Annotated in this window: 22 protein-coding genes; 19 read left to right on the top strand and 3 right to left on the bottom strand. The window is 69.9% G+C overall.

The genetic code is table 11. The features are described from left to right. Window positions 1-65: 65 nt before the first annotated feature. Entirely contained in the window at window positions 66-710 is a 645-nt protein-coding gene (locus ACYVIH_RS06700) for an MBL fold metallo-hydrolase (RefSeq protein WP_460867419.1), read from the top strand. Window positions 711-726: 16 nt separating this feature from the next. Here the strand turns inward: ACYVIH_RS06700 and ACYVIH_RS06705 are convergent, their stop codons facing one another. Further along, on the bottom strand, window positions 727-1,989 hold the full coding sequence (locus ACYVIH_RS06705; protein ID WP_460867421.1) for an isochorismate synthase: 1,263 nt from the start codon (window positions 1,987-1,989) through the stop codon (window positions 727-729). Between the two features lie 35 nt (window positions 1,990-2,024). Here ACYVIH_RS06705 and ACYVIH_RS06710 point away from each other — a divergent pair, with 35 nt between their 5' ends. The 17 genes from ACYVIH_RS06710 to ACYVIH_RS06790 all read left to right on the top strand — a co-directional run bounded on the left by ACYVIH_RS06710 (window position 2,025) and on the right by ACYVIH_RS06790 (window position 21,196). Continuing rightward, window positions 2,025-2,717 carry a demethylmenaquinone methyltransferase gene (locus tag ACYVIH_RS06710; RefSeq protein ID WP_460867423.1) on the top strand — a complete coding sequence of 231 codons (693 nt, stop codon included), beginning with the start codon at window positions 2,025-2,027 and terminating at the stop codon, window positions 2,715-2,717. 163 nt (window positions 2,718-2,880) lie between these two features. After that, window positions 2,881-4,179, top strand: a complete 1,299-nt coding sequence (locus ACYVIH_RS06715; RefSeq protein ID WP_460867425.1) for a geranylgeranyl reductase family protein — start codon at window positions 2,881-2,883, stop codon at window positions 4,177-4,179. A gap of 41 nt (window positions 4,180-4,220) precedes the next feature. After that, entirely contained in the window at window positions 4,221-4,580 is a 360-nt protein-coding gene (locus tag ACYVIH_RS06720) for an NADH-quinone oxidoreductase subunit A (RefSeq protein ID WP_460867428.1), read from the top strand. 50 nt (window positions 4,581-4,630) lie between these two features. Continuing rightward, window positions 4,631-5,185, top strand: coding sequence for a NuoB/complex I 20 kDa subunit family protein (locus ACYVIH_RS06725; RefSeq protein WP_460867430.1), 555 nt, complete (start codon window positions 4,631-4,633; stop codon window positions 5,183-5,185). Window positions 5,186-5,250: 65 nt separating this feature from the next. Further along, window positions 5,251-5,946 carry an NADH-quinone oxidoreductase subunit C gene (locus tag ACYVIH_RS06730; RefSeq protein WP_460867546.1) on the top strand — a complete coding sequence of 232 codons (696 nt, stop codon included), beginning with the start codon at window positions 5,251-5,253 and terminating at the stop codon, window positions 5,944-5,946. Further along, window positions 5,946-7,283 carry an NADH-quinone oxidoreductase subunit D gene (locus ACYVIH_RS06735; RefSeq protein WP_460867432.1) on the top strand — a complete coding sequence of 446 codons (1,338 nt, stop codon included), beginning with the start codon at window positions 5,946-5,948 and terminating at the stop codon, window positions 7,281-7,283. Before ACYVIH_RS06730 ends, ACYVIH_RS06735 begins: the two co-directional genes overlap by 1 nt. A gap of 29 nt (window positions 7,284-7,312) precedes the next feature. After that, entirely contained in the window at window positions 7,313-8,146 is an 834-nt protein-coding gene (nuoE, locus tag ACYVIH_RS06740; RefSeq protein ID WP_460867434.1) for an NADH-quinone oxidoreductase subunit NuoE, read from the top strand. Continuing rightward, window positions 8,143-9,450: an NADH-quinone oxidoreductase subunit NuoF gene (gene nuoF / locus ACYVIH_RS06745; protein ID WP_460867436.1), complete on the top strand. Its 1,308-nt coding sequence runs from the start codon at window positions 8,143-8,145 to the stop codon at window positions 9,448-9,450. The genes nuoE and nuoF overlap by 4 nt, the downstream gene beginning before the upstream one ends. Further along, the gene (locus ACYVIH_RS06750; protein ID WP_460867438.1) at window positions 9,447-11,903 is read left to right on the top strand and encodes an NADH-quinone oxidoreductase subunit G; all 2,457 of its coding nucleotides are present in this window, start codon (window positions 9,447-9,449) and stop codon (window positions 11,901-11,903) included. The genes nuoF and ACYVIH_RS06750 overlap by 4 nt, the downstream gene beginning before the upstream one ends. Before the next feature lie 11 nt (window positions 11,904-11,914). Further along, complete coding sequence (gene nuoH, locus ACYVIH_RS06755; protein ID WP_460867548.1) at window positions 11,915-13,252, top strand: NADH-quinone oxidoreductase subunit NuoH; 1,338 nt, start codon at window positions 11,915-11,917, stop codon at window positions 13,250-13,252. Next, entirely contained in the window at window positions 13,252-13,809 is a 558-nt protein-coding gene (nuoI, locus tag ACYVIH_RS06760) for an NADH-quinone oxidoreductase subunit NuoI (RefSeq protein ID WP_460867440.1), read from the top strand. Before nuoH ends, nuoI begins: the two co-directional genes overlap by 1 nt. Further along, on the top strand, window positions 13,806-14,687 hold the full coding sequence (locus ACYVIH_RS06765) for an NADH-quinone oxidoreductase subunit J (RefSeq protein ID WP_460867443.1): 882 nt from the start codon (window positions 13,806-13,808) through the stop codon (window positions 14,685-14,687). The genes nuoI and ACYVIH_RS06765 overlap by 4 nt, the downstream gene beginning before the upstream one ends. Further along, the gene (gene nuoK, locus ACYVIH_RS06770; protein ID WP_460867445.1) at window positions 14,687-14,986 is read left to right on the top strand and encodes an NADH-quinone oxidoreductase subunit NuoK; all 300 of its coding nucleotides are present in this window, start codon (window positions 14,687-14,689) and stop codon (window positions 14,984-14,986) included. Before ACYVIH_RS06765 ends, nuoK begins: the two co-directional genes overlap by 1 nt. A 25-nt stretch (window positions 14,987-15,011) precedes the next feature. Next, complete coding sequence (gene nuoL, locus ACYVIH_RS06775; protein WP_460867448.1) at window positions 15,012-16,937, top strand: NADH-quinone oxidoreductase subunit L; 1,926 nt, start codon at window positions 15,012-15,014, stop codon at window positions 16,935-16,937. A gap of 55 nt (window positions 16,938-16,992) precedes the next feature. Beyond that, window positions 16,993-18,543 carry an NADH-quinone oxidoreductase subunit M gene (locus tag ACYVIH_RS06780; RefSeq protein ID WP_460867450.1) on the top strand — a complete coding sequence of 517 codons (1,551 nt, stop codon included), beginning with the start codon at window positions 16,993-16,995 and terminating at the stop codon, window positions 18,541-18,543. Next, window positions 18,540-20,141 (top strand): NADH-quinone oxidoreductase subunit NuoN, encoded by a 1,602-nt coding sequence (gene nuoN / locus ACYVIH_RS06785; RefSeq protein WP_460867452.1) that lies wholly within the window; start codon window positions 18,540-18,542, stop codon window positions 20,139-20,141. Before ACYVIH_RS06780 ends, nuoN begins: the two co-directional genes overlap by 4 nt. 47 nt (window positions 20,142-20,188) lie before the next feature. After that, complete coding sequence (locus tag ACYVIH_RS06790; protein WP_460867455.1) at window positions 20,189-21,196, top strand: polyprenyl synthetase family protein; 1,008 nt, start codon at window positions 20,189-20,191, stop codon at window positions 21,194-21,196. Between the two features lie 147 nt (window positions 21,197-21,343). Here the strand turns inward: ACYVIH_RS06790 and ACYVIH_RS06795 are convergent, their stop codons facing one another. Together ACYVIH_RS06795 and rarD are read right to left on the bottom strand one after the other, a co-directional pair. Further along, window positions 21,344-23,398, bottom strand: coding sequence for a PhoX family protein (locus tag ACYVIH_RS06795; protein WP_460867457.1), 2,055 nt, complete (start codon window positions 23,396-23,398; stop codon window positions 21,344-21,346). A 108-nt stretch (window positions 23,399-23,506) separates the two neighbouring features. Next, complete coding sequence (gene rarD / locus ACYVIH_RS06800) at window positions 23,507-24,415, bottom strand: EamA family transporter RarD (RefSeq protein ID WP_460867459.1); 909 nt, start codon at window positions 24,413-24,415, stop codon at window positions 23,507-23,509. Between the two features lie 133 nt (window positions 24,416-24,548). Here rarD and ACYVIH_RS06805 point away from each other — a divergent pair, with 133 nt between their 5' ends. Then, on the top strand, window positions 24,549-25,265 hold the full coding sequence (locus ACYVIH_RS06805) for a hypothetical protein (RefSeq protein WP_460867461.1): 717 nt from the start codon (window positions 24,549-24,551) through the stop codon (window positions 25,263-25,265). The last annotated feature ends 51 nt before the right edge of the window (window positions 25,266-25,316 follow it).

The raw sequence follows: 25,316 nt of genomic DNA on the forward strand, positions 1-25,316 counted from the left end.
CCGATCCGCGCCGCGGAACGGTGCAGAACGTTGCAACTGCGGCGCGGCCCTTGTTGGCTGGGCCCATGAGGATCACGAAGTTCGGGCACGCCTGTGTGCGCATCGAGTCAGGGAGTACGACGGTCGTCCTGGACCCGGGCGGGTGGACCGAACCCGATGCCGTGCGAGGCGCCGGCGCGGTCCTGGTGACCCACGAGCACCCCGACCACCTGGACCCCGGCAACCTCCGTGCCGCGGACGCGCCGATCTACACCATCGACGCCGTGGCGCGGGCGATCGCCGAGCAGGCGCCGGACCTCAGCGAGCGGGTCACCGTCGTGGCACCCGGCGACCGGCTCGAGCTCGGTGTGCCGGTGAGCGTCGTGGGGGAGAAGCACGCGGTGATCCACCCCGAGCTGCCGCGGTTCGACAACTCCGGCTACCTGCTCGAGGTCGAGGGCCGCCGGATCTTCCACCCCGGTGACGCGCTGACCGAGCAGCCGGGCGACCTGGACCTGCTGCTACTCCCGGTGCACGCGCCGTGGAGCAAGATCAGCGAGGTGATCGACTACGGCCGCGCGGTCGGCGCCCCGCTGTCGGTGGCGATCCACGACGGGCTGCTCAACGAGCGCGGGCTCGGCCTCGCCCAGCGCCTGGTTGGCGGGCTGCTCGGCGAGCGGGAGCAGGAGTACCTCCGGGTCGAGCCCGGCCAGGAGATCCCGCTGCCCTGACGTGCCGGTTGCCCGGTCAGACGCCGGAGACGGCGTCGCGCACCGGCACGAACTTCGCCTGCGCCTCGGCGAGCTCGGCCTCCGGGTCGGAGCTGGCCACGATCCCGCAGCCGGCGAACAGCCGCACCGTCGAGCCGGAGACCTCGGCCGAGCGCAGCGCGATGCCCCACTCGCCGTCGCCGGAGGCGTCCATCCAGCCGACCGGCCCGGCGTAGCGGCCGCGGTCCATGCCCTCGATCTCGGCGATCACCTGCTTGGCCACCTCGGTCGGTGTGCCACCGACGGCGGCCGACGGGTGCAGCGCGGCCGCGAGGTCCAGGGAGGTCGCGGTCTCCCCGTCGTGCACCACGCCGGCCACGTCGGTGGCCAGGTGCATGACGTTGGGCAGGTGCAGCACGAACGGCGCCTCGGGCACGTTCATCGACGTGCAGTGCGGGGCCAGAGCGTCGGCGACCGAGCGGACGGCGTACTCGTGCTCCTCGAGGTCCTTGGAGCTGCGGGCGAGCGTCGCGGCCAGCGCGAGGTCACGCTCGTCGTCGCCGGTGCGCCGGATCGTGCCGGCGAGCACCCGGGAGGTGACCAGCCCGCGCTCGCGGCGCACCAGCATCTCCGGGGTGGCGCCGAACAGGCCGTCCACGTGGAAGGTCCAGGTCATCGGGTACTGCTCGGCGAGCCGGTTCAGCGGCCAGCGGACGTCGATGTCGGCGTGGGCGGTGGCGATCAGGTCGCGGGCCAGCACCACCTTCTCCAGGTCGCCGGCCCCGATCCGGCGTACCGCCTCGGCGACCACGCTCTCCCACTCGGTGCCGCTCAGCGCGCCATCGACGAAGGTGACCCCGGTCGGTGCCTCGGGTGTCTCGGTGGCGGCGAGCGTCGGGGCGGCGCCGATGCCCGCGGTGCTGATCGTGGTGACCCAGACGTCGTCGCCGCGCCGGCCGACCACGACCTCGGGTACGACGAGCACGCTGTCGCCCGGCTCGTCGGCGAACGCGAACGACCCGAAGCACACCAGGCCGGTGCCGGGCCGGCCGACCTCGTCGCGGACCACGGCGGTGCGGGCCTGGGCCAGCCACCAGTCACGGGCCTGCTCGAAGCGGTCGCCGCCGCTGGTGCGCACCATCGCCGCGACGCCCCAGCCCACCAGGCCCTCGCCCCGGCGCAGCCACGCCACCGAGTCACCGGGCGGCAGCAGCGCGAGCAGGGGACCGGGGTCCTCGACCGGCACGGTCCGGACGACGAGGGGGGTCACCTCGCGGGAGCTCGATGGCACGGTGGTCACGGAGGGCAAGACTACGGCCTGACTAAGGTTGCCCCGTGACCCGAGCCGACCTGGAGAAGAAGCCTGCCGAAGTCGCCGCGATGTTCGACGACGTCGCCAAGCGCTACGACATCACCAACGACATCTTGTCCCTCGGGCAGGACCGGCGCTGGCGCAAGGCGGTCGTCGACGCCGTCGACGCGCAGCGGGGGGAACGCGTGCTGGACCTCGCGGCGGGCACCGGTACGTCGAGCCAGCCGTTCGCGGACCGGGGTGCCGAGGTGGTGCCGTGCGACTTCTCGCTCGGCATGCTGAGGGTGGGCAAGCGCGCCAAGCCGCAGCTGCCCTTCACCGCCGGCGACGGCACCCGGCTGCCGTTCGCCGACGGCACCTTCGACGCGGTCACGATCTCCTTCGGCCTGCGCAACATCGTCGACCCGCAGCAGGGCCTGCGCGAGCTGCTCAGGGTCACCCGTCCGGGCGGCCGGATCGTGGTGTGCGAGTTCAGCCACCCGACCTGGGCGCCGTGGCGGACGGTCTACATCGAGTACCTGATGAAGGCGCTCCCGCCGATCGCCCGCGCGGTCTCCTCGAGCCCCGACGCCTACGTCTACCTGGCCGAGTCGATCCGCGCCTGGCCCGACCAGCAGGGGCTCGCCGACCGCCTCGCCGCAGCCGGCTGGGAGGCGGTGAGATGGCGGAACCTGTCGGGCGGGATCGTCGCCCTGCATCACGCCACCAAGCCCTGATTTCGAGCACGGAACCGTTGCCGAAATCAGCCCCGAGAAACGCCCCGGGGCCGCGTTCGCGCTGGGTGTCGCGGAGCCTTAGACTGTCCGAGCGTGACAGTTAGTGAAGGTTTTCACTAAGTCACATGATCGGACATTTCCCCCGAGCACGAGGACCTCGACGATGAGCCGGACCACCGCGGACGAGCGGCAGGCCGACGTCATCGTCGTCGGCGCCGGACCCGCCGGCTCGGCCACCGCATACCACCTCGCCAACGCCGGGGTCGACGTCCTCCTGCTCGAGAAGAGCGCCTTCCCGCGCGACAAGATCTGCGGCGACGGGCTCACCCCGCGCGCGGTCAAGCAGCTGGTCGGGATGGGCCTGGACCTCGACGCCCCCGGCTGGCAGCGCAACTTGGGCCTGCGCATCGTCGGCTCGGGTCACCGCCTCGAGCTGCCCTGGCCCGAGCTGGCCAGCTTCCCGTCCTACGGCATGGTCCGCACCCGGATGGACCTCGACGAGATCCTCGCCCGCCACGCGGAGAAGTCCGGCGCCCGGCTGCTCGAGCGCACCTCGGTCAGCGGCCCGATCCTCGACGAGCGGACCGGCCGGGTGGTCGGGGTCCGCGCCAAGCCGGTCGACGACCGCGGCCGCAAGGTCGGCGACGAGGTCGAGTACCACGCGCCGATCGTGGTCGCCGCCGACGGCGTCTCCGCCCGGATCGCGGTCGCCCTCGGCCTGGAGCGGCGCGAGAACCGTCCGATGGCCGTCGCCGTGCGCACCTACTACCGCACCCCCCGCCACGACGACCCGTGGATGGAGTCGTGGCTGGAGCTGTGGGACGGCAAGCCGCGCGAGTCGAACCTGCTGCCCGGCTACGGCTGGATCTTCGGCGTCGGCGACGGCACCGCCAACGTCGGGCTCGGGATCCTCAACACCTCGGCGGCGTTCCAAAACGTCGACTACAAGGAGATCCTGCGCACCTGGCTGGCGAACACGCCGGAGGAGTGGGGCTTTCGCGACGAGAACATGGTCGGCAAGATCGGCTCCGCCGCGCTGCCGATGGGTTTCAACCGCAAGCCGCACTACACGCGCGGCGCGCTGCTGGTCGGCGACGCCGGCGGCATGGTGAACCCCTTCAACGGCGAGGGCATCGACTACGCCCTGGAGTCCGGTGAGATCGCCGCGCGCACCATCGTCCAGGCGCTCGCGCGTCCCGACAGTGCCGGGCGCGAGCGCGTGCTCGAGCAGTACGCCGCGGCGCTGGACTCGGCCTACGGCGGCTACTTCACGCTCGGTCGGGTCTTCGCCAAGATGATCGGCAACCCGACGTTCATGAAGCAGGCGACCAGGTACGGCCTCCCCCGGGAGACCCTGATGAAGTTCATGCTCAAGCTGATGGCCAACCTGACCGACCCTCGTGGCGGCGACGTCTCGGACCGGATCATCAACGCCTTGAGCAAGGTCGCGCCCGCGGCCTGACCCGACGGCAACACTCGACGAAAGACAGGAGGGCACGAGCGGTGGAGCTCTACACACCCGTTCTCGCGCTCGGTGCGATCGCGGCAGGCTTTGCGCTGTTCTCGGTCATCATGAGCGCGGTCATCGGCCCCAAGCGCTACAACCGAGCCAAGCTCGACTCCTACGAGTGCGGCATCGAGCCGACCCCCCAGCCGATCGGCGGCGGCCGGTTCCCGGTGAAGTACTACATCACCGCGATGCTGTTCATCATCTTCGACATCGAGATCATCTTCCTGCTGCCGTGGGCGGTCGTCTTCGACAACATGGCGATCTTCGGCCTCGTCGAGATGGGCATCTTCATCCTCACGCTGTTCGTCGTGTACGCCTACGTCTGGCGTCGAGGCGGCCTCGAATGGGAGTGACCCCGACCGCCGTACCCCCCAGCCGCAACCACCTCGGAGGCCGATGACCCATGGGTCTTGAAGAGAAGCTCCCCAGCGGAGTCCTGCTGACGACGGTCGAGAGCGTCGCCGGGTACTTCCGCAAGGCGTCGTTCTGGCCGGCCACCTTCGGCCTGGCCTGCTGCGCGATCGAGATGATGACCACCGGCGGTCCGAAGTACGACCTCGGTCGCTTCGGCATGGAGGTCTTCCGCGCCTCGCCGCGCCAGGCCGACCTGATGATCGTCGCCGGCCGGGTGAGCCAGAAGATGGCCCCGGTGCTGCGCCAGATCTACGACCAGATGCCCGAGCCCAAGTGGGTCCTGGCGATGGGCGTGTGCGCCTCCTCCGGCGGCATGTTCAACAACTACGCGATCGTCCAGGGCGTCGACCACATCGTCCCGGTCGACATGTACCTCCCCGGCTGCCCGCCGCGTCCGGAGATGCTGATCGACGCGATCCTCAAGCTGCACGACCAGGTGCAGCACGCCAAGCTCGGTGCGAACCGTGAGAAGGAGATCGTCGAGGTCGAGACGGCTTCGCTGAACGCGCTGCCGACCTCCGAGATGAAGGGCCTGCTGCGTTGAGTCCCAAGGAACCGGCTGAGTTCGACGAGGTGACCCCCGGCACCGAGGACGACGCCACCGGCCTGATGCCCGAGAACACCCTCCCGGCCGAGCCGGGCCAGCTCGAGCCGGAGGTCATCGGCGTCCGCAAGGGCATGTTCGGTGTGCACGGCAGCGGCGACACTTCCGGCTACGGCGGCATCGTCCGGCCGGTGATGATGCCCGGCGGCACCCAGAAGCCCTACGGCGGCTGGTTCGACGAGGTCGCCGAGGCGTTCGAGTCGGCACTGTCGACCGCCGGCATCGCCAGCGCCATCGAGAAGGTCGTCGTCCACCGCGGCGAGATCACCTTCTTCATCCGCCGCGCCGAGCTGGCCGGTGTCGCGCGCACGCTGCGCGACGACCCGGCGCTGCGCTTCGAGTTCTGCTCCGGGGTCTCCGGGGTGCACTACCCCGGTGACGAGGGTCGCGAGCTGCACGCGGTCTACCACCTGCTCTCGATGACCCACAACCGCCGGATCCGGCTCGAGGTCACCTGCCCCGACGCCGACCCGCACATCCCGTCGGTGGTCGCGACCTACCCGACGGCGGACTGGCACGAGCGCGAGACCTACGACTTCTTCGGGATCATCTTCGACGGCCACCCGTCGCTGACCCGGATCGAGATGCCCGACGACTGGCCGGGCCACCCGCAACGCAAGGACTACCCGCTCGGCGGCATCCCCGTCGAGTACAAGGGCGCCACCATCCCACCGCCGGACACGCGGAGGTTTTACAGCTGATGACAACCACCCAGGACCCGTACGCACAGGCGTCGGACACGAGTGCCGGCAAGGTCTTCACCGTCACCGGCCAGGACTGGGACACCGTGGTGTCCGGGGCCGAGGAGGGCGACGAGCGGATCGTCGTCAACATGGGCCCGCAGCACCCGTCCACCCACGGCGTGCTCCGGCTGATGCTCGAGCTCGACGGTGAGACGGTCACCGAGGCCCGTTGCGGCATCGGCTACCTCCACACCGGCATCGAGAAGAACATGGAGTTCCGCTCCTGGACGCAGGGCGTCACGTTCTGCACCCGGATGGACTACCTGAGCCCCTTCTACAACGAGGCGACCTACGTGCTCGGCGTGGAGCGGCTGCTCGACATCGAGGACGACATCCCCGAGAAGGCACAGGTCATGCGGGTGCTCCTCATGGAGCTCAACCGGATCTCCTCCCACCTCGTCGCGGTCGCGACCGGTGGCATGGAGATCGGCGCGCTGACCGTGATGACGATCGGCTTCCGTGAGCGCGAGCTGGTGCTCGACCTGTTCGAGCTGATCACCGGCCTGCGGATGAACCACGCGTTCATCCGGCCCGGCGGCGTCGCGCAGGACATGCCGCCCGGCGCGCTCGACGAGATCCGCGACTTCATCGCCCTGATGAAGAAGCGGCTGCCCGAGTACGCCGCGCTGTGCAACGAGAACCCGATCTTCAAGGCCCGCCTCGAGGGCGTGGGTCACCTCGACCTGGCCGGCTGCCTGGCGCTGGGTCTGACCGGCCCGGTGCTGCGCTCGACCGGCTACGCCTGGGACCTGCGCAAGACCCAGCCCTACTGCGGCTACGAGGACTACGACTTCGACGTGGTCACCTGGGACACCGCCGACTCCTACGGCCGGTTCCGGATCCGCCTCGAGGAGATGTGGCAGTCGCTGAAGATCGTCGAACAGTGCGCCGACCGGCTGGCCCAGCTCGAGGGCGCCCCGGTGATGGTCTCGGACAAGAAGATCGCCTGGCCCAGCCAGCTCGCGATCGGTGCCGACGGCATGGGCAACAGCCTCGACCACATCCGCCACATCATGGGTGAGTCCATGGAGGCGCTGATCCACCACTTCAAGCTGGTCACCGAGGGCTTCCGGGTCCCCGCCGGCCAGGCCTACGTGCCGATCGAGTCCCCTCGCGGCGAGCTCGGTGCGCACGTGGTCTCCGACGGCGGGACCCGGCCGTTCCGGGCGCACTTCCGCGACCCGTCGTTCACCAACCTCCAGGCCACCTCGGTGATGGCCGAGGGCGGCATGGTCGCCGACGTCATCGTGGCCATCGCCTCGCTCGACCCGGTGATGGGTGGAGTCGACCGATGACCCTTCGAGAGCCTCAGGAGGGCGCCGAGATGGAATCGACGGACGGAGCATCCGCCGGCAACAGTCTCCCGGAGGAGACGCTGCGCGAGCTGCGCCAGATCACCGAGCGCTACCCGCAGCCGCGCTCCGCGCTGCTCCCGATGCTGCACCTGGTGCAGAGCGTCGAGGGCCGGGTCACCGCGCGCGGCATCGAGGCGTGCGCCGACATCCTCGGCATCTCCGCCGCCGAGGTCTCCGGCGTCGCGACCTTCTACACGATGTACAAGCGCCGTCCCGTCGGTGACTACCACGTCGGGGTCTGCACCAACACGCTGTGCGCGGTGATGGGCGGCGACGCGATCTTCGACAAGCTGAAGAACCACCTCGATGTGGGCAACGACGAGACGACCGAGGACGGCAAGATCACCCTCGAGCACGTCGAGTGCAACGCCGCCTGCGACTACGCGCCGGTGATGATGGTCAACTGGGAGTTCATGGACAACATGACCCCGGAGAAGGCCACCCAGCTCGTCGACGACCTCCGGGCGGGCAAGGAGGTGCACTCCACCCGCGGGCCGCGGCTGAGCACCTGGCGCGAGGCCGAGCGTGTCCTCGCCGGGTTCAGCGACGACCGGGCCGACGAGGGGCCCGCTGCCGGGCCCGCCTCGCTGGCCGGCCTCCAGGTCGCCCGCGAGCGCGGCTGGACCGCCCCCGAGACCGGTCGCGGTGCGCTGACGAGCGGACCTCAGGGAGCCGAGGCGGCCGCCGCCGAGGCCGACACCCGCCGCGCCGAGTCCGAGACCCGGCTCGAGGAGTCCCCGACCGACGTCGAGGGCGGCAAGGGTTCCAACCCCGAGGCTGACGGAAAGGACGGCGACAAGTGAGCACGCTGACCCCGGTCCTCACCGACAACTGGGACGCCGAACGGTCCTGGACGATCGAGTCCTACCAGTCCCGCGGCGGGTACGACGCGCTGCGGACCGCGCTGGGCATGTCCCAGGACGACGTGATCGCCGCGGTGAAGGACTCCGGCCTCCGCGGCCGTGGCGGCGCGGGCTTCCCGACCGGCATGAAGTGGGGCTTCATCCCGCAGGACAACCCGAAGCCGAAGTACCTCGTGGTCAACGCCGACGAGTCCGAGCCGGGCACCTGCAAGGACATCCCGCTGATGATGGCCAGCCCGCACACCCTCGTGGAGGGCGTGATCATCTCCGCCTACGCGATCCGGGCCAACCACGCCTTCATCTACGTGCGCGGCGAGGTGCTCCACGTGATCCGCCGCCTCCAGCGCGCCGTGCAGGAGGCCTACCTGGCCGGGCACCTCGGCAAGAACATCCACGGCTCGGGCTACGACCTCGAGCTGGTCGTGCACGCCGGCGCCGGCGCCTACATCTGCGGTGAGGAGACCGCGCTCCTCGACTCGCTCGAGGGTCGCCGTGGCCAACCGCGACTGCGCCCGCCGTTCCCCGCGGTGGCCGGCCTGTACGCCGCCCCCACGGTGATCAACAACGTCGAGTCGATCGCCTCGGTGCCGAGCATCATCAGATTTGGCCCCGACTGGTTCGCGTCCATGGGGACCGAGAAGAGCAAGGGCTTCGTGATCTACTCGCTGTCGGGCCACGTCAAGCGGCCCGGGCAGTACGAAGCCCCGCTCGGCATCACGCTGCGCGAGCTGATCGACCTCGCCGGCGGCATGCGTGAGGGCCACGAGCTGAAGTTCTGGACCCCAGGCGGGTCCTCGACCCCGCTGCTGACCGCCGAGCACCTCGACATCCCGCTCGACTACGAGGCCGTGGGCGCCGCCGGGTCGATGCTCGGCACCCGCGCGCTGCAGATCTTCGACGACACGACCTGTGTCGTCCGCGCGGTGCTGCGCTGGACGGAGTTCTACAAGCACGAGTCGTGCGGCAAGTGCACGCCGTGCCGCGAGGGCACCTGGTGGCTCGTGCAGACCCTGGCCCGCCTCGAGCGCGGCGAGGGCACCGAGGCCGACCTCGAGCTGCTGCTCGACCAGTGCGACAACATCCTCGGCCGGGCGTTCTGCGCGCTCGGTGACGGCGCGACCAGCCCGATCACCTCGTCGATCCAGCACTTCCGCGACGAGTACATCGCGCACTTCGAGCACGGCGGCTGCCCGTTCGACCACGCCGCCTCCACCCTCTTCGCACCCGCGGGAGCCAACGCATGAGCGTCTCCACCAACCCTCCGTCCGGCGCAGCGGCCGGGGAGGTCGAGAAGACCGACCTGGTCACGGTGACCATCGACGACGTCGAGGTCTCCGTCCCCAAGGACAGCCTGGTGATCCGGGCCGCCGAGCAGATCGGCGTGCAGATCCCCCGGTTCTGCGACCACCCGCTGCTCGAGCCGGTCGGTGCCTGCCGCCAGTGCCTGGTCGAGGTCGAGGACGCCGGCAACGGCCGGCCGATCCCCAAGCCGCAGGCCTCCTGCACGCTCCAGGTCGCCGACGGGATGAAGGTGCGCACCCAGGCCACCTCGCCGGTCGCCGACAAGGCGCAGCAGGGGATCATGGAGTTCCTGCTCATCAACCACCCGCTGGACTGCCCCGTCTGCGACAAGGGCGGCGAGTGCCCGCTGCAGAACCAGGCCATGTCCAACGGTCGCGGCGAGTCCCGGTACGTCGAGCAGAAGCGCACCTACCCCAAGCCGATCAACATCTCCGCGCAGGTGCTGCTCGACCGCGAGCGCTGCGTGCTCTGCGCCCGGTGCACCCGGTTCTCCGAGCAGATCGCCGGTGACCCGTTCATCGCGCTGATCGAGCGTGGCGCCCTGCAGCAGGTGGGCATCTACGAGAAGGAGCCGTTCGAGTCCTACTTCTCGGGCAACACGATCCAGATCTGCCCCGTGGGCGCGCTGACCTCGGCGTCCTACCGCTTCCGGGCGCGGCCGTTCGACCTGGTCTCCACCCCGTCGGTCTGCGAGCACTGCGCCTCCGGGTGCGCGCTGCGCACCGACTACCGGCGCAGCAAGGTCACCCGCCGTCTCGCCGGCTTCGACCCCGAGGTCAACGAGGAGTGGAACTGCGACAAGGGTCGCTTCGGTTTCATGTACTCCCGTCAGGCAGACCGGCTCACCCACCCGCTGGTGCGCGACGCCGAGGACGGCCAGCTGCGTCCGGCGTCGTGGCCCGAGGCCCTCGCCGTCGCCGCGCGCGGCCTCCAGGCAGCAGGGTCCGTCGGCGTGCTCACCGGCGGCCGGCTGACCGCCGAGGACGCCTACGCCTACTCGAAGTTCGCCCGCGTGGCGCTCGGCACCAACGACATCGACTTCCGGGCCCGGCCGCACTCGCCGGAGGAGGCGGACTTCCTCGCCTCCCACGTCGCCGCGACGTCGCTGGAGGTCACCTACGCCGACCTCGAGCGGGCGCGCAAGGTGGTCCTCGTCGGCTTCGAGCCCGAGGACGAGTCGCCGATCGTGTTCCTGCGGCTGCGCAAGGCCAGCCGCAAGGGCACCCAGGTGTTCTCGGTGGCGCCGTTCACCTCCCGCGGTCTGCAGAAGATGCGCGGCACGCTGATCCGCACCGCTCCCGGTGACGAGGCCCGCGTGATCGAGGGCCTGGCCCACGACGGCGAGGTCGCCCTCGATGGCGGCGGCGTGATCCTGGTCGGCGAGCGGATGGCCACCGTGCCCGGTGCGCTCTCCGCCGTCGCCACGCTCGCAGCGACCACCGGCGCCAAGCTGGCCTGGGTGCCGCGGCGCGCCGGTGACCGTGGTGCGGTCGAGGCCGGCTGCCTGCCGAACCTGCTGCCGGGTGGCCGTCCGGTCGCCGTGGCCGACGCCCGCGTGGACGCCGGCGCGGCCTGGGGCGTCACCGCGCTGCCCGACCGCCCCGGCCGTGACGCCGGGCAGATCGTCGAGGCAGCCGCGACCGGCGACCTCAAGGGGCTCGTCGTCGCCGGCGTCGAGCTGCGCGACCTGCCCGACCCGCAGCTGGCGCTGTCCGCACTGAAGGCGGCGCAGTTCGTGGTCTCCCTGGAGGTCCGCGCCAGCGAGGTCTCCCCGCACGCCGACGTGGTGCTCCCGGTCGCCCCGGTGACCGAGAAGGCCGGCACGTTCGTGGACTGGGAGGGCCGGCCGAGGCCGTTCACCCAGATCTTCCACGAGCCGAGCTCGCTGGCCGAGGTCCGGATCCTCGCCGGCATCGCCGAGGAGATGGGTGTGCACTTCGGCATCCGCACCGTCGAGCAGGCGCGCGCGGAGATGGAGTCGTTCGGCGCCTGGGACGGTGAGCGGGCGCAGGCCCCCACCGCGACGGCGGTCCCCGGACCGGAGCTGGCGCCGGGCCACTACCTGCTGGCCACCTGGAAGCAGCTGATCGACGACGGCCGGATGCTCGACGGCGACGAGTACCTCAAGGCCACCGGCCGCCGCGCGGTCGCCCTGGTGTCCTCGGCGACGCTGGGCCACCTCGGCGTCCACGAGGGCCAGCTGGTCACCCTCGCCACCGACCGCGGGTCGGTTGAGCTGCCGGTCGGTGTCGCCGACCTGCCCGACCACGTGGTCTGGGCCCCGGCGACCTCGAGTGGCGTCTCGCTCTCGCGCGAGCTGGGCGCGGCCGCCTCCGGAGCGGTGGTCCGCCTCGAAGGTGTCGTCCCGAGTACGTCGAAGGAAGGCCTGGCATGAGCATCGCCTCGATGAGCCCGCTGATGACCGACCGGATCGTGGCCGCCGACGACCTGTCGGCCTTCGGCCAGGACCCGGTGTGGCTGGTCATCGTCAAGGCCCTGCTGATCTTCCTGGTGCTGGTCCTGCTGACGCTGTTCAACATCTGGTTCGAGCGTCGCGTCGTGGGCCGCATGCAGCACCGGCCGGGCCCCAACGTGCACGGCCCCTTCGGTCTGCTGCAGAGCCTCGCCGACGGCGTGAAGCTGGCGCTGAAGGAGGACATCATCCCCAAGGCGGCCGACAAGGTCGTCTACCTGGTCGCGCCGATCATCATGGTGATCCCGTCCTTCCTGACCTGGTCGGTGATCCCGTTCGGCCCGGTCGTGAAGGTGCCGTTCAGCGACATCACCACGCCGCTGCAGCTGACCGACATGCCGGTCGCGGTGCTGTTCATGCTGGCGATCGCCTCGATCGGCATCTACGGCATCGTCCTGGCCGGCTGGGCGTCGGGATCGACGTACCCGCTGCTGGGTGGCCTGCGCAGCTCGGCGCAGATGATCTCCTACGAGGTCGCGATGGGCCTCTCGCTGATCGCGGTCTTCATCTACGCCGGGTCGTTGTCCACGTCGGGCATCGTCGCGGCGCAGGAGCGGCTGTGGTTCGGCCTGATCCTGGTGCCGTCGTTCGTGATCTTCGTGATCTCGATGGTGGGCGAGACCAACCGCGCCCCGTTCGACCTTCCCGAGGCCGAGGGTGAGCTCGTCGGTGGCTTCCACACCGAGTACTCCTCGCTGAAGTTCGCGCTGTTCTTCCTCGCCGAGTACGTCAACATGGCGACCGTCTCCGCGCTCGCCACCACGCTGTTCCTCGGCGGATGGCGTGCACCGTGGCCGCTGTCGTCGATCAACGACGGCATGTTCAACGAGGGCTACTGGCCGGTGCTGTGGTTCCTCGGCAAGGTCATGATGTTCATCTTCATGTTCGTCTGGCTGCGCGGTTCACTGCCGCGGCTGCGCTACGACCAGTTCATGCGCTTCGGCTGGAAGCGGCTGATCCCGATCTCGCTGGTGTGGATCAGCGCGGTCGCCACGATCCGCTGGGCCAGCGTCAACGGCGGTGTCGACCGGGACGTCCTGCTGATCGGGCTGGCCGCCCTGGCGGTCATCTTCGGGATCCTGTTCTTCGTCGGCGGTGGCCGCGAGGAGAGCCCGGCCGGCGAGGTCGCCGACGAGGCGGCCGAGGCCGACACCTTCGCCGGGGGCTACCCGGTGCCGCCGATGCAGATCCCGGCGCCGGCGACACGGATCCGCCGCGGCGCGACGTCGTTCACGTCCACCGGTGCAACCAACTCAGGGGAGCAGCAGTAATGGCCACGCTCAAGGAGCAGCTCTGGGACCCGATCGCCGGGTTCGGGGTGACCTTCCGGACGATGTTCAAGAAGACGGTCACCTACCAGTACCCGTTCGAGAAGCGGCCGACCGCGCCGCGCTTCCACGGCCGGCACCAGCTCAACCGCTGGCCCGACGGCCTGGAGAAGTGCATCGGCTGCGAGCTGTGCGCCTGGGCGTGCCCGGCCGACGCGATCTACGTCGAGGGTGCCTCGAACACCGAGGCGGAGCGGTTCTCCCCGGGTGAGCGCTACGGCCGCGTCTACCAGATCAACTACCTGCGCTGCATCCTGTGCGGGCTGTGCATCGAGGCGTGCCCGACGCGCGCGCTCACGATGACCAACGAGTACGAGCTGGCCGACGACAACCGTGCGGACCTGATCTACGAGAAGTCCGACCTGCTCGCCCCGCTGCTGCCCGGCATGGAGCAGCCGCCGCACCCGATGCTGCTCGGCGAGGACGAGACCGACTACTACCGGGGCGCCTTCAAGACCAAGCCGGGTGCCGCCCACGACGAGAGCGAGGCCGACCGGTGATCACCTTCTGGTTGCTGGCGCCGATCATGGTGCTGGCCGCACTCGGCGTGCTCTTCACGCGCAAGCCGGTCCACGGTGCCCTGCTGCTGGCCGTGGTGATGATCGGCCTGGCCGTGATGTACCTGCTCCAGGACGCGCCGTTCCTGTTCGCGGTGCAGATCATCGTCTACACCGGCGCGATCTTGATGCTGTTCCTGTTCGTGATGATGCTCGTCGGCGTCGACGCCTCCGACTCCCTGGTGGAGACGATCAAGGGCCAGCGGCTGCTCGCGATCATCGTCGGGGTGCTGTTCGGCCTGGTGCTCGTGCTGGGCATCGCCCAGGTGGGTGTGGGTTCCGTCGTCGGTCTCGAGGAGGCCAACAGCGACGGGAACATCCAGGGCCTCTCCCAGCTCCTGTTCTCGCGCTACGCGATCGCCTTCGAGACCACGGCCGCGCTCCTGATCACCGCCGGCATGGGCACCATGGTGCTCGCCCACAGCGAGCGGCTGAAGCCGAAGCTGAACCAGCGCGACCTGGCCGCCCAGCGGATGCGAGACTACGCCGAGTCCGGCAAGCACCCCGGCCCGCTGCCGGCCCCGGGTGTCTACGCCCGCCACAACGCGGTCGACACGCCTGCGCTGCTGCCGGACGGGACGCCCTCGGAGATCTCGGTCTCCCGGGTGCTCGCCGCGCGCGGCACCGTGCGCTCGGCCGGACGCCTGGCCGACGACATCACCGAGCTCACCCGGGGCCTGCACGACGACGGGTCCTCGAACATCCCGGGTCGTCCCGATGCCACGCCGAAGGGCCCGATCGAGGGTGACCCCAGCGAGGGCACCAGTCAGAGCACCGGCGCGACCACCGACCAGACCGGCAACGAAGGGGAGGAGCGCTGATGAGCGAGACCCCGTTCCTCGTCCTGTCCGCGATCTTGTTCACGATCGGGGCGGTCGGTGTGCTCACCCGCCGCAACGCCCTGGTGCTGTTCATGTGCGTGGAGATGATGCTCAACGCCACCAACCTGGCGCTGGTGACCTTCTCCCGCGTGCACGGCAACCTGCACGGCCAGGTGACGGCGTTCTTCGTGATGGTCGTCGCCGCCGCCGAGGTCGTGGTCGGCCTGGCGATCATCGTGACCATCTTCCGGACCCGTCGCTCGGCCTCGGTCGACGACGCGAGCCTGCTGAAGTTCTAGGAGCGAGAAGTTGCCTACTGCCGCCATGACATCCCTGGCCGAGAGTGTCCCGGTGATCGAGCCGGGCTCCGCCGACGGGGTGTTCTCCCTGCTCTGGCTGATCATCGCGCTGCCGGCCCTCGGCGCAGCGGTGCTGCTGCTCGCGGGCCGCCGGGCAGACGCCTGGGGCCACTGGCTCGGTGTCTCCACCGTCACCGGCTCGTTCGTGCTGAGCCTCCTCGCGTTCTTCTCGCTGATGGGGCGCGACGCCGAGGAGCGCGCGGTCGGCCAGCACCTGTGGTCCTGGATCGAGGCCGGTCCGTTCAACGTCGACGCGGCGCTGCTCTACGACCCCCTCTCGGCGCTGTTCCTGCTGCTGATCACCGGTGTGGGCGCGCTGATCCACGTCTACTCGATCGGCTACATGGCCCACGACGAGCGCCGCCGCCGGTTCTTCGGCTACCTCAACCTGTTCGTCGCGGCGATGCTCGTGCTGGTCCTCGCGGACAACTACGTGGTGCTCTTCCTCGGCTGGGAGGGCGTCGGCCTCGCGTCGTACCTCCTGATCGGGTTCTGGCAGCACAAGCCGTCGGCAGCCGCCGCTGCGAAGAAGGCGTTCGTGGTGAACCGGGTCGGTGACATCGGCATGGTCCTGGCGATCAGCCTCCTGTTCGCCACCTTCGGGTCGGTCGCCTTCAGCGAGCTGTCCGCGGTCGCCGGTGAGGCCTCCGACGGCGTGCTCACCGCGCTAGGCCTGCTGCTCCTGCTCGCCGCGACCGGCAAGTCGGCCCAGGTGCCGCTGCAGTCCTGGCTGCTCGACGCGATGGAGGGTCCGACCCCGGTCTCCGCGCTGATCCACGCCGCGACCATGGTCACCGCCGGCGTCTACCTCGTGGTGCGGTCGAACTTCGTCTACGAGGCGGCGCCGGTCGCGCAGACCGCGGTCGTGATCGTCGGTGCGGTCACGCTGCTGTGGGGCGCGATCATCGGTACCGCCAAGGACGACATCAAGAAGGCCCTCGCCGGGTCGACGATGAGCCAGATCGGCTACATGATGCTGGCCGCCGGTCTCGGTGTCGCCGGCTACGCGTTCGCGATCTTCCACCTGCTCACGCACGGCTTCTTCAAGGCCAACATGTTCCTCGGCGCCGGCTCGGTGATGCACGCGATGGACGACGACGTGGACATGCGCCACTACGGCGCGCTGCAGAAGGCCGTCCCGGTCACGTTCCTCACCTTCGCGATGGGCTACCTCGCGATCATCGGCTTCCCGGGCTTCTCCGGGTTCTGGTCGAAGGACAAGATCATCGAGGCGGCGTTCGGCGAGAACCTCGTCGTGGGTCTCGCCGCGCTGCTCGGCGCCGGCATCACCGCGTTCTACATGACCCGCGTGATGCTGATGACCTTCTTCGGCCAGAAGCGCTGGGCCGACGGCGTGCACCCGCACGAGTCGCCCAAGGTGATGACGGTGCCTCTGATGGTGCTGGCCGCGCTGTCGGTGCTCGGCGGTGTGCTGCTGCTCGGCGACTGGATCGTCACCTGGCTCGAGCCGGTGGTCGGCCACACCGAGCACCACGAGCTCGCGGTCGCCCCGATCGTGATGAGCCTGATCGTGACCGTGGTCGTGGCCGCCGGTGTGGCGCTGGCCTGGTTCCTGGTCGGCAAGCCGGAGGTGCCGCGCGTGGCACCGGCGAACGTCTCGGTGTTCACCCGCGCCGCTCGTGCGGACCTGTACGGCGACGCGATCAACGAGGGCCTGTTCATGCGTCCGGGCGACCGGTTCGTCTCCGACCTCACGGCCTTCGACGAGCGCGGGGTGGACGGTGCGGTGAACGGCACCGCCGCCGCGTTCGCGGGGATGTCGGGCCGGATGCGGCGCTGGCAGACCGGTTTCGTCCGCTCCTACGCGCTCTCGCTGCTGTCCGGAGCGGTCCTGGTGCTGGCCGTGCTGCTGGCGGTGAACCTCGGATGAGCAACCTGTCACGAGACTTTGCCGAGAACGACGAGATGCTGAGGCTGGTGTCGCTGTGAGCTTTCCCTGGTTGACCGTTCTGATCGCGGTGCCGCTCGTCGGTGCCGCCGTGGTCACGATGCTGCCCAAGCGCGCCGACGGGGTGCTCGCCAAGCAGGTCGCCCTCGGCGTCTCGCTGGTCACGCTCGCCATCGCCGCGGTGATCGGCTTCGGCTACGACGTCGGCGGCGGGTTCCAGTACACCGAGGAGGTCACTTGGATCGAGGCGTTCGGCGCGCACTACGCGCTCGGCGTCGACGGCATCGGACTGACCCTGGTCCTGCTGACCGCGATCCTCTCGCCGGTGGTCATCCTCGCCTCGTGGAACGACGGCGACGGCGGCCGCTGGAGCGTGAACTCCTTCTTCGCCTGGATGCTGGCCCTCGAGGGCTTCGCGATCGGTGTCTTCGCGGCCACCGACGTGTTCTTGTTCTACGTGCTGTTCGAGGCCACGCTGATCCCGATCTACTTCCTGATCGGCGGCTTCGGCGGGGTCCGTCGCTCCTACGCGGCGATGAAGTTCCTGCTGTACTCCCTGCTCGGCGGTCTGCTGATGCTGGCCTCGGTGATCGGGCTGTACGTCGTGTCCCGCGACAGCGAGTTCGGTCCGACGTACCTGCTCTCGGAGCTGAGCCAGATCGAGTTCGACCAGAACGTCGGCCGCTGGCTGTTCCTCGGCTTCTTCATCGCCTTCGCGATCAAGGCGCCGATGTTCCCGGTGCACACCTGGCTGCCGGACGCGACCGCGAACGCCACGCCGGGCACCTCGGTGCTGCTGGTGAGCATCCTCGACAAGATCGGCACCTTCGGCATGATCCGCTTCGGCCTCGGGCTGTTCCCGGAGGCCTCGCAGTGGGCCACCCCGGTAGTGCTGGTGCTCGCGGTGGTCTCGGTGCTGTACGGCGCACTCCTGGCGATCGGGCAGGACAACATCTCCCGCCTGATCGCCTACACCTCGGTGTCCCACTTCGGGTTCATCGTGCTCGGCATCTTCGTGCTCAACAGCTACGGCCAGGTCGGCTCGACGCTCTACATGTTCAACCACGGGCTGTCGACCGCGGCGCTGTTCCTGGTCACCGGGTTCCTGATCCGGCGCCGTGGCTCGGCGCTGATCAGCGACTTCGGCGGCGTCGAGAAGGTGGCGCCCGTGCTGGCCGGCATCTTCCTGGTCGCCGGCCTGTCGTCGCTGTCGCTGCCGGGCCTGTCGCCGTTCGTCTCCGAGTTCCTGGTGCTGGTCGGCACGTTCGCCTACAACTGGTGGTACGCCGTCTTCGCCGTGCTCGGGATCGTGCTGGCCGCGCTCTACATCCTGTTGATGTACCAGCGCACGATGACCGGGCCCACGGTCCCGGCCGTCGCCTCGATGAAGGACCTCGGGCTGCGCGAGGTCACGGCCCTCGCACCGCTGCTGGTCCTCATCGTCGTGCTCGGTTTCTACCCCAAGCCGTTGACCGCGATCATCGAACCCGCCGTGCAGGAGACCCTGCAGCAGGTGGGCGTGTCAGACCCTGCTCCGGACGTCCCGGCGACCGCCGGCACCGGTGAGGAAGAGGAGAGCGACCAGTGACCTTCGCTGCAGAGTTCCAGGCTCCCAGCATCGAGTACAGCCTGCTCTCACCGCTGCTGATCATCGCCGGCGTCGCCGTGCTCGGCGTGCTGGTCGAGGCGTTCGCCCCGCGCACCTCGCGGTACTTCATCCAGGTGCTGCTGGCCCTCGGCGGTGTGATCGCGGGGCTCGCGGTCACCGTCGTCGTCGGCACCACCCTCGACGACGTCGCCGACGGGGCCGCGAAGGGTCAGATCGCCGCGTCCGGCTCGGTCGCGGTCGACGGCCCGACGGTGTTCCTGTGGGGCACCCTGCTCGTGCTCGCCCTGATCAGCGTGCTGCTGTTCGCCGAGCGTCAGCTCGAGGGCGGCGTGCTCTCCTTCGCCGGCCAGGCAGCGGCGCTGCCGGGCACCGAGGACGAGCGCGAGGCCTCGACCCGCGGCCTCGAGCACACCGAGGTCTTCCCGCTGATGATGTTCGCGCTGACCGGCATGATGCTGATGCCGGCGTCGAACGACCTGCTGACGATGTTCGTCGCGCTCGAGGTGCTCTCGCTGCCGCTGTACCTGCTCTCCGGGCTCGCGCGTCGCCGCCGTCTGCTGAGCCAGGAGGCCGCGCTGAAGTACTTTATGCTCGGCGCGTTCAGCTCGGGCTTCTTCATCTACGGTGTCGCCCTCACCTACGGCTTCGCGGGCTCGATGGAGCTCGACGCGATCAGCGAGGCCGTATCCGGCCGCGCCGGTGGCGAGGCGTTGCTGCTCGGCGGCATCGGCCTGATGGCGGTCGGCCTGCTGTTCAAGGTCGGCGCCGCGCCGTTCCACGCCTGGACGCCCGACGTCTACCAGGGCGCCCCCACGGCGGTGACCGGCTTCATGGCCGCCGCCACCAAGATCGCCGCGTTCGGCGCCCTGCTGCGGCTGTTCTACGTCGGCTTCGGCGGCGCCCGGTGGGACTGGACCCCGATGCTGTACGTGATCGCGATCCTGACCATGGTCGTCGGGTCGGTGATCGCGCTGTCCCAGACCGACGTCAAGCGGCTGCTGGCCTACTCCGCGATCGCGCACTCCGGCTTCATCCTGACCGGCCTGATCGGTGCGCAGCAGGCGGGCTCCGGCGCCACCGAGGGGATCACCTCGGTGCAGGCGGTGCTGTTCTACCTCGTCACCTACGGCTTCATGACCGTCGGGGCGTTCGCCGTGGTGACCGTCGTACGCGACGGTAGCGGGGAGGCGACCAGCCTCTCGCGCTGGGCGGGGCTCGGCAAGGAGTCCCCGCTGGTGGCCGGTGTGTTCGCGTTCCTGCTGCTCGGCATGGCCGGCATCCCGCTCACCAGCGGCTTCACCGGCAAGTGGGCCGTCTTCGCCTCGGCCCTGGCCGGCGGCGCCTGGCCGCTGGTGGTCGTGGCGGTCCTGATGAGCGCGGTGGCGGCGTTCTTCTACATCCGCGTGATCGTGCTGATGTACTTCTCCGAGCCGGTCGGTGAGGGACCCACGGTTACGATGCCGAGCATCCTGACGACTATCGTGATCGCTGTGGGCTTCACGGCCACGTTGGTCCTGGGCGTCGTACCCGGTCCGGTCCTCGACCTGGCCGCCGCGGCCGGGGAGTTCATCCGCTGACCTGCACCGTCCTCGGGGGCGGTCGCACAGAGAAGGAGCCGTACGCGGTGTCGACAACACCAGCCGCGCCGTCGCTGGCGTTCCCGATCCTCGATGCCGGGCTCGAGGCACGGCTGCGCGCCCGGATGCTCGAGGTCGAGCAGCTCCTCGACGAGGCCGTGCAGAGCGAGGCGCGGTTCGTCACCGACGCCGCACGGCACCTCATGCAGGCCGGCGGGAAGCGGTTCCGGCCGCTGCTGGTGCTGCTGGCCGCCGAGACCGGGGACCCGTCGCGCGACGACGTGGTCACCGCGGCCTGCGTCGTGGAGCTGACCCACCTCGCGTCGCTCTACCACGACGACGTCATGGACGAGGCCGACCTGCGCCGCGGCGCCGAGTCGGCCAACGCGCGCTGGGACAACCTGGTCGCGATCCTCACCGGCGACTTCCTCTTCGCGAAGTCCTCGGTGTTCACCGCGCGGCTCGGTGCCGAGGCGGTCGGGATCCAGGCGGAGACCTTCAGCCGGCTCGTCGAGGGCCAGATCCTCGAGACGCTGGGCCCCGGCGAGGACGAGGACCCGCTCGAGCACTACCTGCGGGTCGTGGCCGGCAAGACCGGCTCGCTGATCGCCACCTCCGCGCGCTACGGCGCCCGGTTCGCCGGTGCCCCGCTCGAGGTGGAGGAGGCGCTGACGGAGTACGGCGAGAAGGTCGGCACCGCCTTCCAGCTCTCCGACGACATCCTCGACATCGCCAGCGAGTCCGACGAGTCCGGGAAGACACCGGGCACCGATCTCCGCGAGGGCGTGCCGACGCTGCCGGTGCTGATCGCGAAGCGGTCCACCGACCCCGCCGACGCCCGGCTCCTGGAGCTCCTCGACGCCGATCTCACCGACGACGCGCTGCATGCCGAGGCGCTCGAGCTGCTGCGGCGGCACCCGGCGATGGACGAGGCTCGGCGCTACGTCATCGAACGCGCCGACGAGGCGCGCGAGCTGCTGAAGGTGCTCCCCGAGGGCCCGGTCCGCGAGGCGCTCGACGCGTTCGCCGCCCTCATCGCTACCCGCACTTCCTGACCCCTCCCGCTCCCGGGGTCGCCCCTCCTGTCCCAGGTTTCCCACGTTAACGTGGGAAACCGGTACCTACCATGGCGAATACGCCGTGCTGAGTACCGGTTTCCCTAGTTAACTTGGTAAACCTCAGGACCCGCGAGGGGGGACTGGTCAGGCGGGGTAGGCGACCACGACGGAGGGTCGGGGGAAGCCGTGGGTGTGCGGCCAGGTGCTGCCCGGCTGCTCGAAGGTCGCGCCGTCCATCTCGCCGGGGTGCTGCACCGCGACCCACACCGAGCGGCCGTCCTCGCCGACCAGCGGGCCACAGGCCTCGGCGCCACGCGGCACCGTGAGGAACTGCTTGACCTGCCCACGCCGAGGGCCCTCGACCGGGACCCGGAAGATCCCGTCGTTGGAGCCCAGCGAGTTGCCGTCGGTGGAGATCCACAGGTTGCCGGCCGGGTCGAAGGAGACGTTGTCGGGGCAGCTGATCGGGCTGACCTTGTCCTTGGGGAAGCCGGCGAAGTAGGTCTCGGGCGCCTCGGGGTCCCCGCAGACCAGCAGCAGGCTCCACCGGAACCGGCGGGCGACCGGGCGGTCGTCGTCCTCGGTGATCTCGAGGACGTAGCCGTTGCGGTTGCCCTTCGCCGTGGTCAGCGGTGCGCCGAGCTGCTCGCGCACCATGCTCTCGGTGATCGGGTTCGCCTCGTCGGCGCGGAAGGTCTCGCCGCGCTTGGAGTTGTTGGTCAGCGCGCAGTACACCTTGCCGTTGACCGGGTTGGCCTCGATGTCCTCCGGACGGTCCATCTTCGTCGGGTGCACCTTGTCGGCGGCCAGCCGGGTGTCGATGAGTACGTCGGCCACCGACATGCCCGGGACGAACGACTTCTCGTCGCTGGTCAGCGGGATCCACCGGCCCGTCCCGTCGTACACGTCGTCACCGAGCCCGTCACCGGTGAACTTGGCGACGTACAGGGTCCCGTGCTCGAGCAGGTTCAGGTTGTGGCGGCGGGCGCGCTTGGAGCGGCCCCGGTCCATCTTGTCGCGGGAGATGAACTTGTAGATGTAGTCGCCGCGCTCGTCGTCGCCCATGTACACCGCCACCCGTCCGGTGCGGTCGACGGCCACGTTGGCTCCCTCGTGCTTGAACCGGCCCAGCATCGTGTGCTTGCGCGGCGTGGAACGGCGCGACGTCGGGTCGACCTCCACCACCCAGCCGAACCGGAACGGCTCGTGCGGCTCCTTGCTGAGGTCGAACCGGCGGTCCACGGCCTTCCAGTCGCGGCCACCGCCTTCGGCGGAGATGCCGTAGCGGGCGTAGGACTCGGTGTAGCGGGCGTCGAGGTCGCCGGAGGCCTCGAAGTACCCGTTGAAGTTCTCCTCGCCGCTGAGCACGGTGCCCCACGGCGTCATGCCGCCGGCGCAGTTGTTCAAGGTGCCGCGGACGACGGTGCCGGTGGGGTCGGCGCTCGTGCGCAGGCGCGGGTCGCCGGCCGCCGGGCCGTCGAGGCGGAACCGGCTGTGCGCGGTGATTCGGCGGTTGTACTGCGCCCGCGAGGGCTGGACGCGGTGCCAGGCACCGGACTCGGCGTTCTTGCGGCGGATCTGGACCACCGACATGCCGTGTGAGGCCATCGCGATCCTCTTGATCGTCGCGGCGTCGTAGCTGCCGGTGGGGAACATCAGCTCCTCGTTGGTGTACTCGTGGTTGACCACGAGCAGCGCATTGGTGCGGTCGATCGGCACGACGCCGACGTAGTCGCAGTTGTAGCCGAACTGTGTCGCAGCCGACTCGGGCGTCTGGTTGCGCACGTCGAACGCGGGCGCCTCCGGCACCACCGGATCCCCCCAGCCGATCACCACCCGGTGGTCGAAGCCGCGGGGGACCGTGACCGCGTCGCGGACGTTGGGTGCGACCGGGCTGAACGGCCCGGCGACGCTCCTCCGCGCGGCCGGCCGGGGGTCCGCGGGTGCCGCCGCGGCGGGCAGACCGCCGGTGAGGCCGCCGATCACGAGGGCCCCGCCGGCGACCGCACCGCCCTTGAGCAGCGACCGCCTGGCGATGGAGGACTCGACCAGGTCGCGCATCGACTCGTTGTCGGTCGGGTTCGGCTCGGGGTGGTCGCAGGCGTTGGCGCAGCGGTAGTGGCAGGTCATCGCGCTGCGTGAGCCGTGCGGACCCGTGGTGAGCAGGGGGAGCAGCGGACGCTGCGGGGTGATGGTCATGGTCAGCTCCTGGGACGGTGAGTTCAGGGCCGAGGCTAGGGACGGGAAGGTACCCCGAGCCGTGCCGCAGATGACTGTCCGGTGAACTCTGGTCGACCGGCGCCGTGCTCAGATGGCGCTGGCCTGCGCGGTCAGCCGCAGCTGACGCCGGCGGTGCGTGATCGCCTCGTAGGTGAACAGGACCAGCGCCACCCAGACCAGGCCGAAGCCGACCCAGCGCATCGGCGGCATGTCCTCGCCGAACAGCAGCACCCCGAGTGCGAACTGGATCGTGGGCGCGAGGTACTGCAGCAGTCCGATGGTCGTCATCGACACCCGGGTCGCGGCGGCGCCGAAGCAGATCAGGGGTACGGCGGTCACGACGCCCGTCGCGACCATCAGGCTCACGTGACCCGCGCCCTCCCCGCCGAAGGTGGAGCTGCCCTGGCTCATCAGCCACAGGATGTAGCCCGCCGCGACCGGTGCCAACACCAGCGTCTCGACGGTCAGGCTCTCCACCGCGCCGACGTTGGCCTTCTTCTTGGCCAGGCCGTAGCTGCCGAACGAGAACGCCAGCGCCAGCGCGACCCACGGGGGCCGGCCGTACTCCACGGTGAGCCCCACGACGGCGACCGTGGCGAGCCCCATCGCCACCCACTGCAGGCGGCGCAGGCGTTCACCGAGGACCACGACGCCCATGAGCACGGTCACCAGCGGGTTGATGAAGTAGCCGAGCGAGGTCTCCACGACGTGCTCGTTGTTGACGCCCCAGATGTAGGTGCCCCAGTTGACCGCGATCACCACCGCCGCGAGCGCGAGGATCCCGAACGTCCGCCGGTGGCGCAGCACCGCGCGGAGCTGCTGTGTCCGGCCGAGGACCGCGATGAGCACCAGCATCACGATCAACGACCAGAAGACGCGGTGAGCCAGGATCTCGACCGCTCCGGCCGGGCGGAGCAGCGGCCAGTAGAGGGGGAAGAGACCCCACATCGCGTAGGCCGCGGCGCCGAGGAGGAAGCCGCGTCGAGTCTCTGCCACGACGGGAGCCTAACTGTCTGCCCGAGGGAGAGCCGCGGCGACCGGCTGACGAGACCCGGTGTCTCATACGATCGGGCAGGCTCTAGGGTGAGCGGGACATTCTCCCACGTATTGCCGCTATGGGGGGCAAATCATGCGTTTCAATCGTTTCCTGACCTTACTTGCTTCGGTGGGGCTGCTGGCCGGGAGCGCTGCCGTCGTCGCGCCGGCGACCGCGGCGGAGACCCTGTCCACGACGGTCGTCATCGAGCTGGAGAAGAACCGGCTGCGCTACAACGACACCTTCGACATCGAGGGTCAGGTGCAGACGACCTACCAGGGCGAGCAGCTCGGCGTGGAGAGCGCCGAGGTCGTCCTGCAGCGTCAGTTCCCGGGCCGCGGCTGGGTCGCGGTCGGCAACCAGACCGGGAACGGCTGGGACGGGAAGTTCACCTTCTACGGCGTGCCGGCCAAGCAGAACGCCGCGTACCGGGTGGTGTACGCCGGTGAGACCCGCGACTACGACGGCGCCCAGCTGACCTTCACCCCGTCCACCAGCGCCGCCAAGGGCATCCGCGTGCTGCGCGACTTCAAGCTCGACAGTCGCCGGAAGAACGGCGGCATGGTGCTGCTCGGCCGGGTCGTCCCGACGTACAAGAACCGGGTGGTGCAGGTCCTGCAGCGCAAGTGCGAGCGCTGCCGGTGGACGGCGTTCACCAAGGTGCGCACCAACAAGCGCAGCCGGTTCAGCGTGCGGGTCGCGCTGCCGCCGCGCGTGGGCCCGACCTGGGACTACCGGGTCAAGACGCCTGCTGACAAGGCGTTCCTCGCCTCGCCGAGCCGGCAGTACCTGTACGTGTACCGCTACTGAGCCGCTCAGCCGGCCAGGTGACCGCAGAGGGCTGCTCCCCCGTGGGGAGCA

The sequence above is a fragment of the Nocardioides pakistanensis genome, from assembly GCF_054781215.1.

Coding starts and splice junctions, on each gene's coding strand:
- nuoI (WP_460867440.1), top strand. CDS start 13,252: ATGGCCACGCTCAAGGAGCAGCTCTGGGACCCGATCGCCGGGTTCGGG.
- ACYVIH_RS06715 (WP_460867425.1), top strand. CDS start 2,881: ATGAGCCGGACCACCGCGGACGAGCGGCAGGCCGACGTCATCGTCGTC.
- nuoL (WP_460867448.1), top strand. CDS start 15,012: ATGACATCCCTGGCCGAGAGTGTCCCGGTGATCGAGCCGGGCTCCGCC.
- nuoE (WP_460867434.1), top strand. CDS start 7,313: ATGGAATCGACGGACGGAGCATCCGCCGGCAACAGTCTCCCGGAGGAG.
- nuoH (WP_460867548.1), top strand. CDS start 11,915: ATGAGCCCGCTGATGACCGACCGGATCGTGGCCGCCGACGACCTGTCG.
- ACYVIH_RS06795 (WP_460867457.1), bottom strand. CDS start 23,398: ATGACCATCACCCCGCAGCGTCCGCTGCTCCCCCTGCTCACCACGGGT.
- ACYVIH_RS06700 (WP_460867419.1), top strand. CDS start 66: ATGAGGATCACGAAGTTCGGGCACGCCTGTGTGCGCATCGAGTCAGGG.
- nuoK (WP_460867445.1), top strand. CDS start 14,687: ATGAGCGAGACCCCGTTCCTCGTCCTGTCCGCGATCTTGTTCACGATC.
- ACYVIH_RS06730 (WP_460867546.1), top strand. CDS start 5,251: ATGCCCGAGAACACCCTCCCGGCCGAGCCGGGCCAGCTCGAGCCGGAG.
- ACYVIH_RS06725 (WP_460867430.1), top strand. CDS start 4,631: ATGGGTCTTGAAGAGAAGCTCCCCAGCGGAGTCCTGCTGACGACGGTC.
- ACYVIH_RS06805 (WP_460867461.1), top strand. CDS start 24,549: ATGCGTTTCAATCGTTTCCTGACCTTACTTGCTTCGGTGGGGCTGCTG.
- ACYVIH_RS06750 (WP_460867438.1), top strand. CDS start 9,447: ATGAGCGTCTCCACCAACCCTCCGTCCGGCGCAGCGGCCGGGGAGGTC.
- ACYVIH_RS06735 (WP_460867432.1), top strand. CDS start 5,946: ATGACAACCACCCAGGACCCGTACGCACAGGCGTCGGACACGAGTGCC.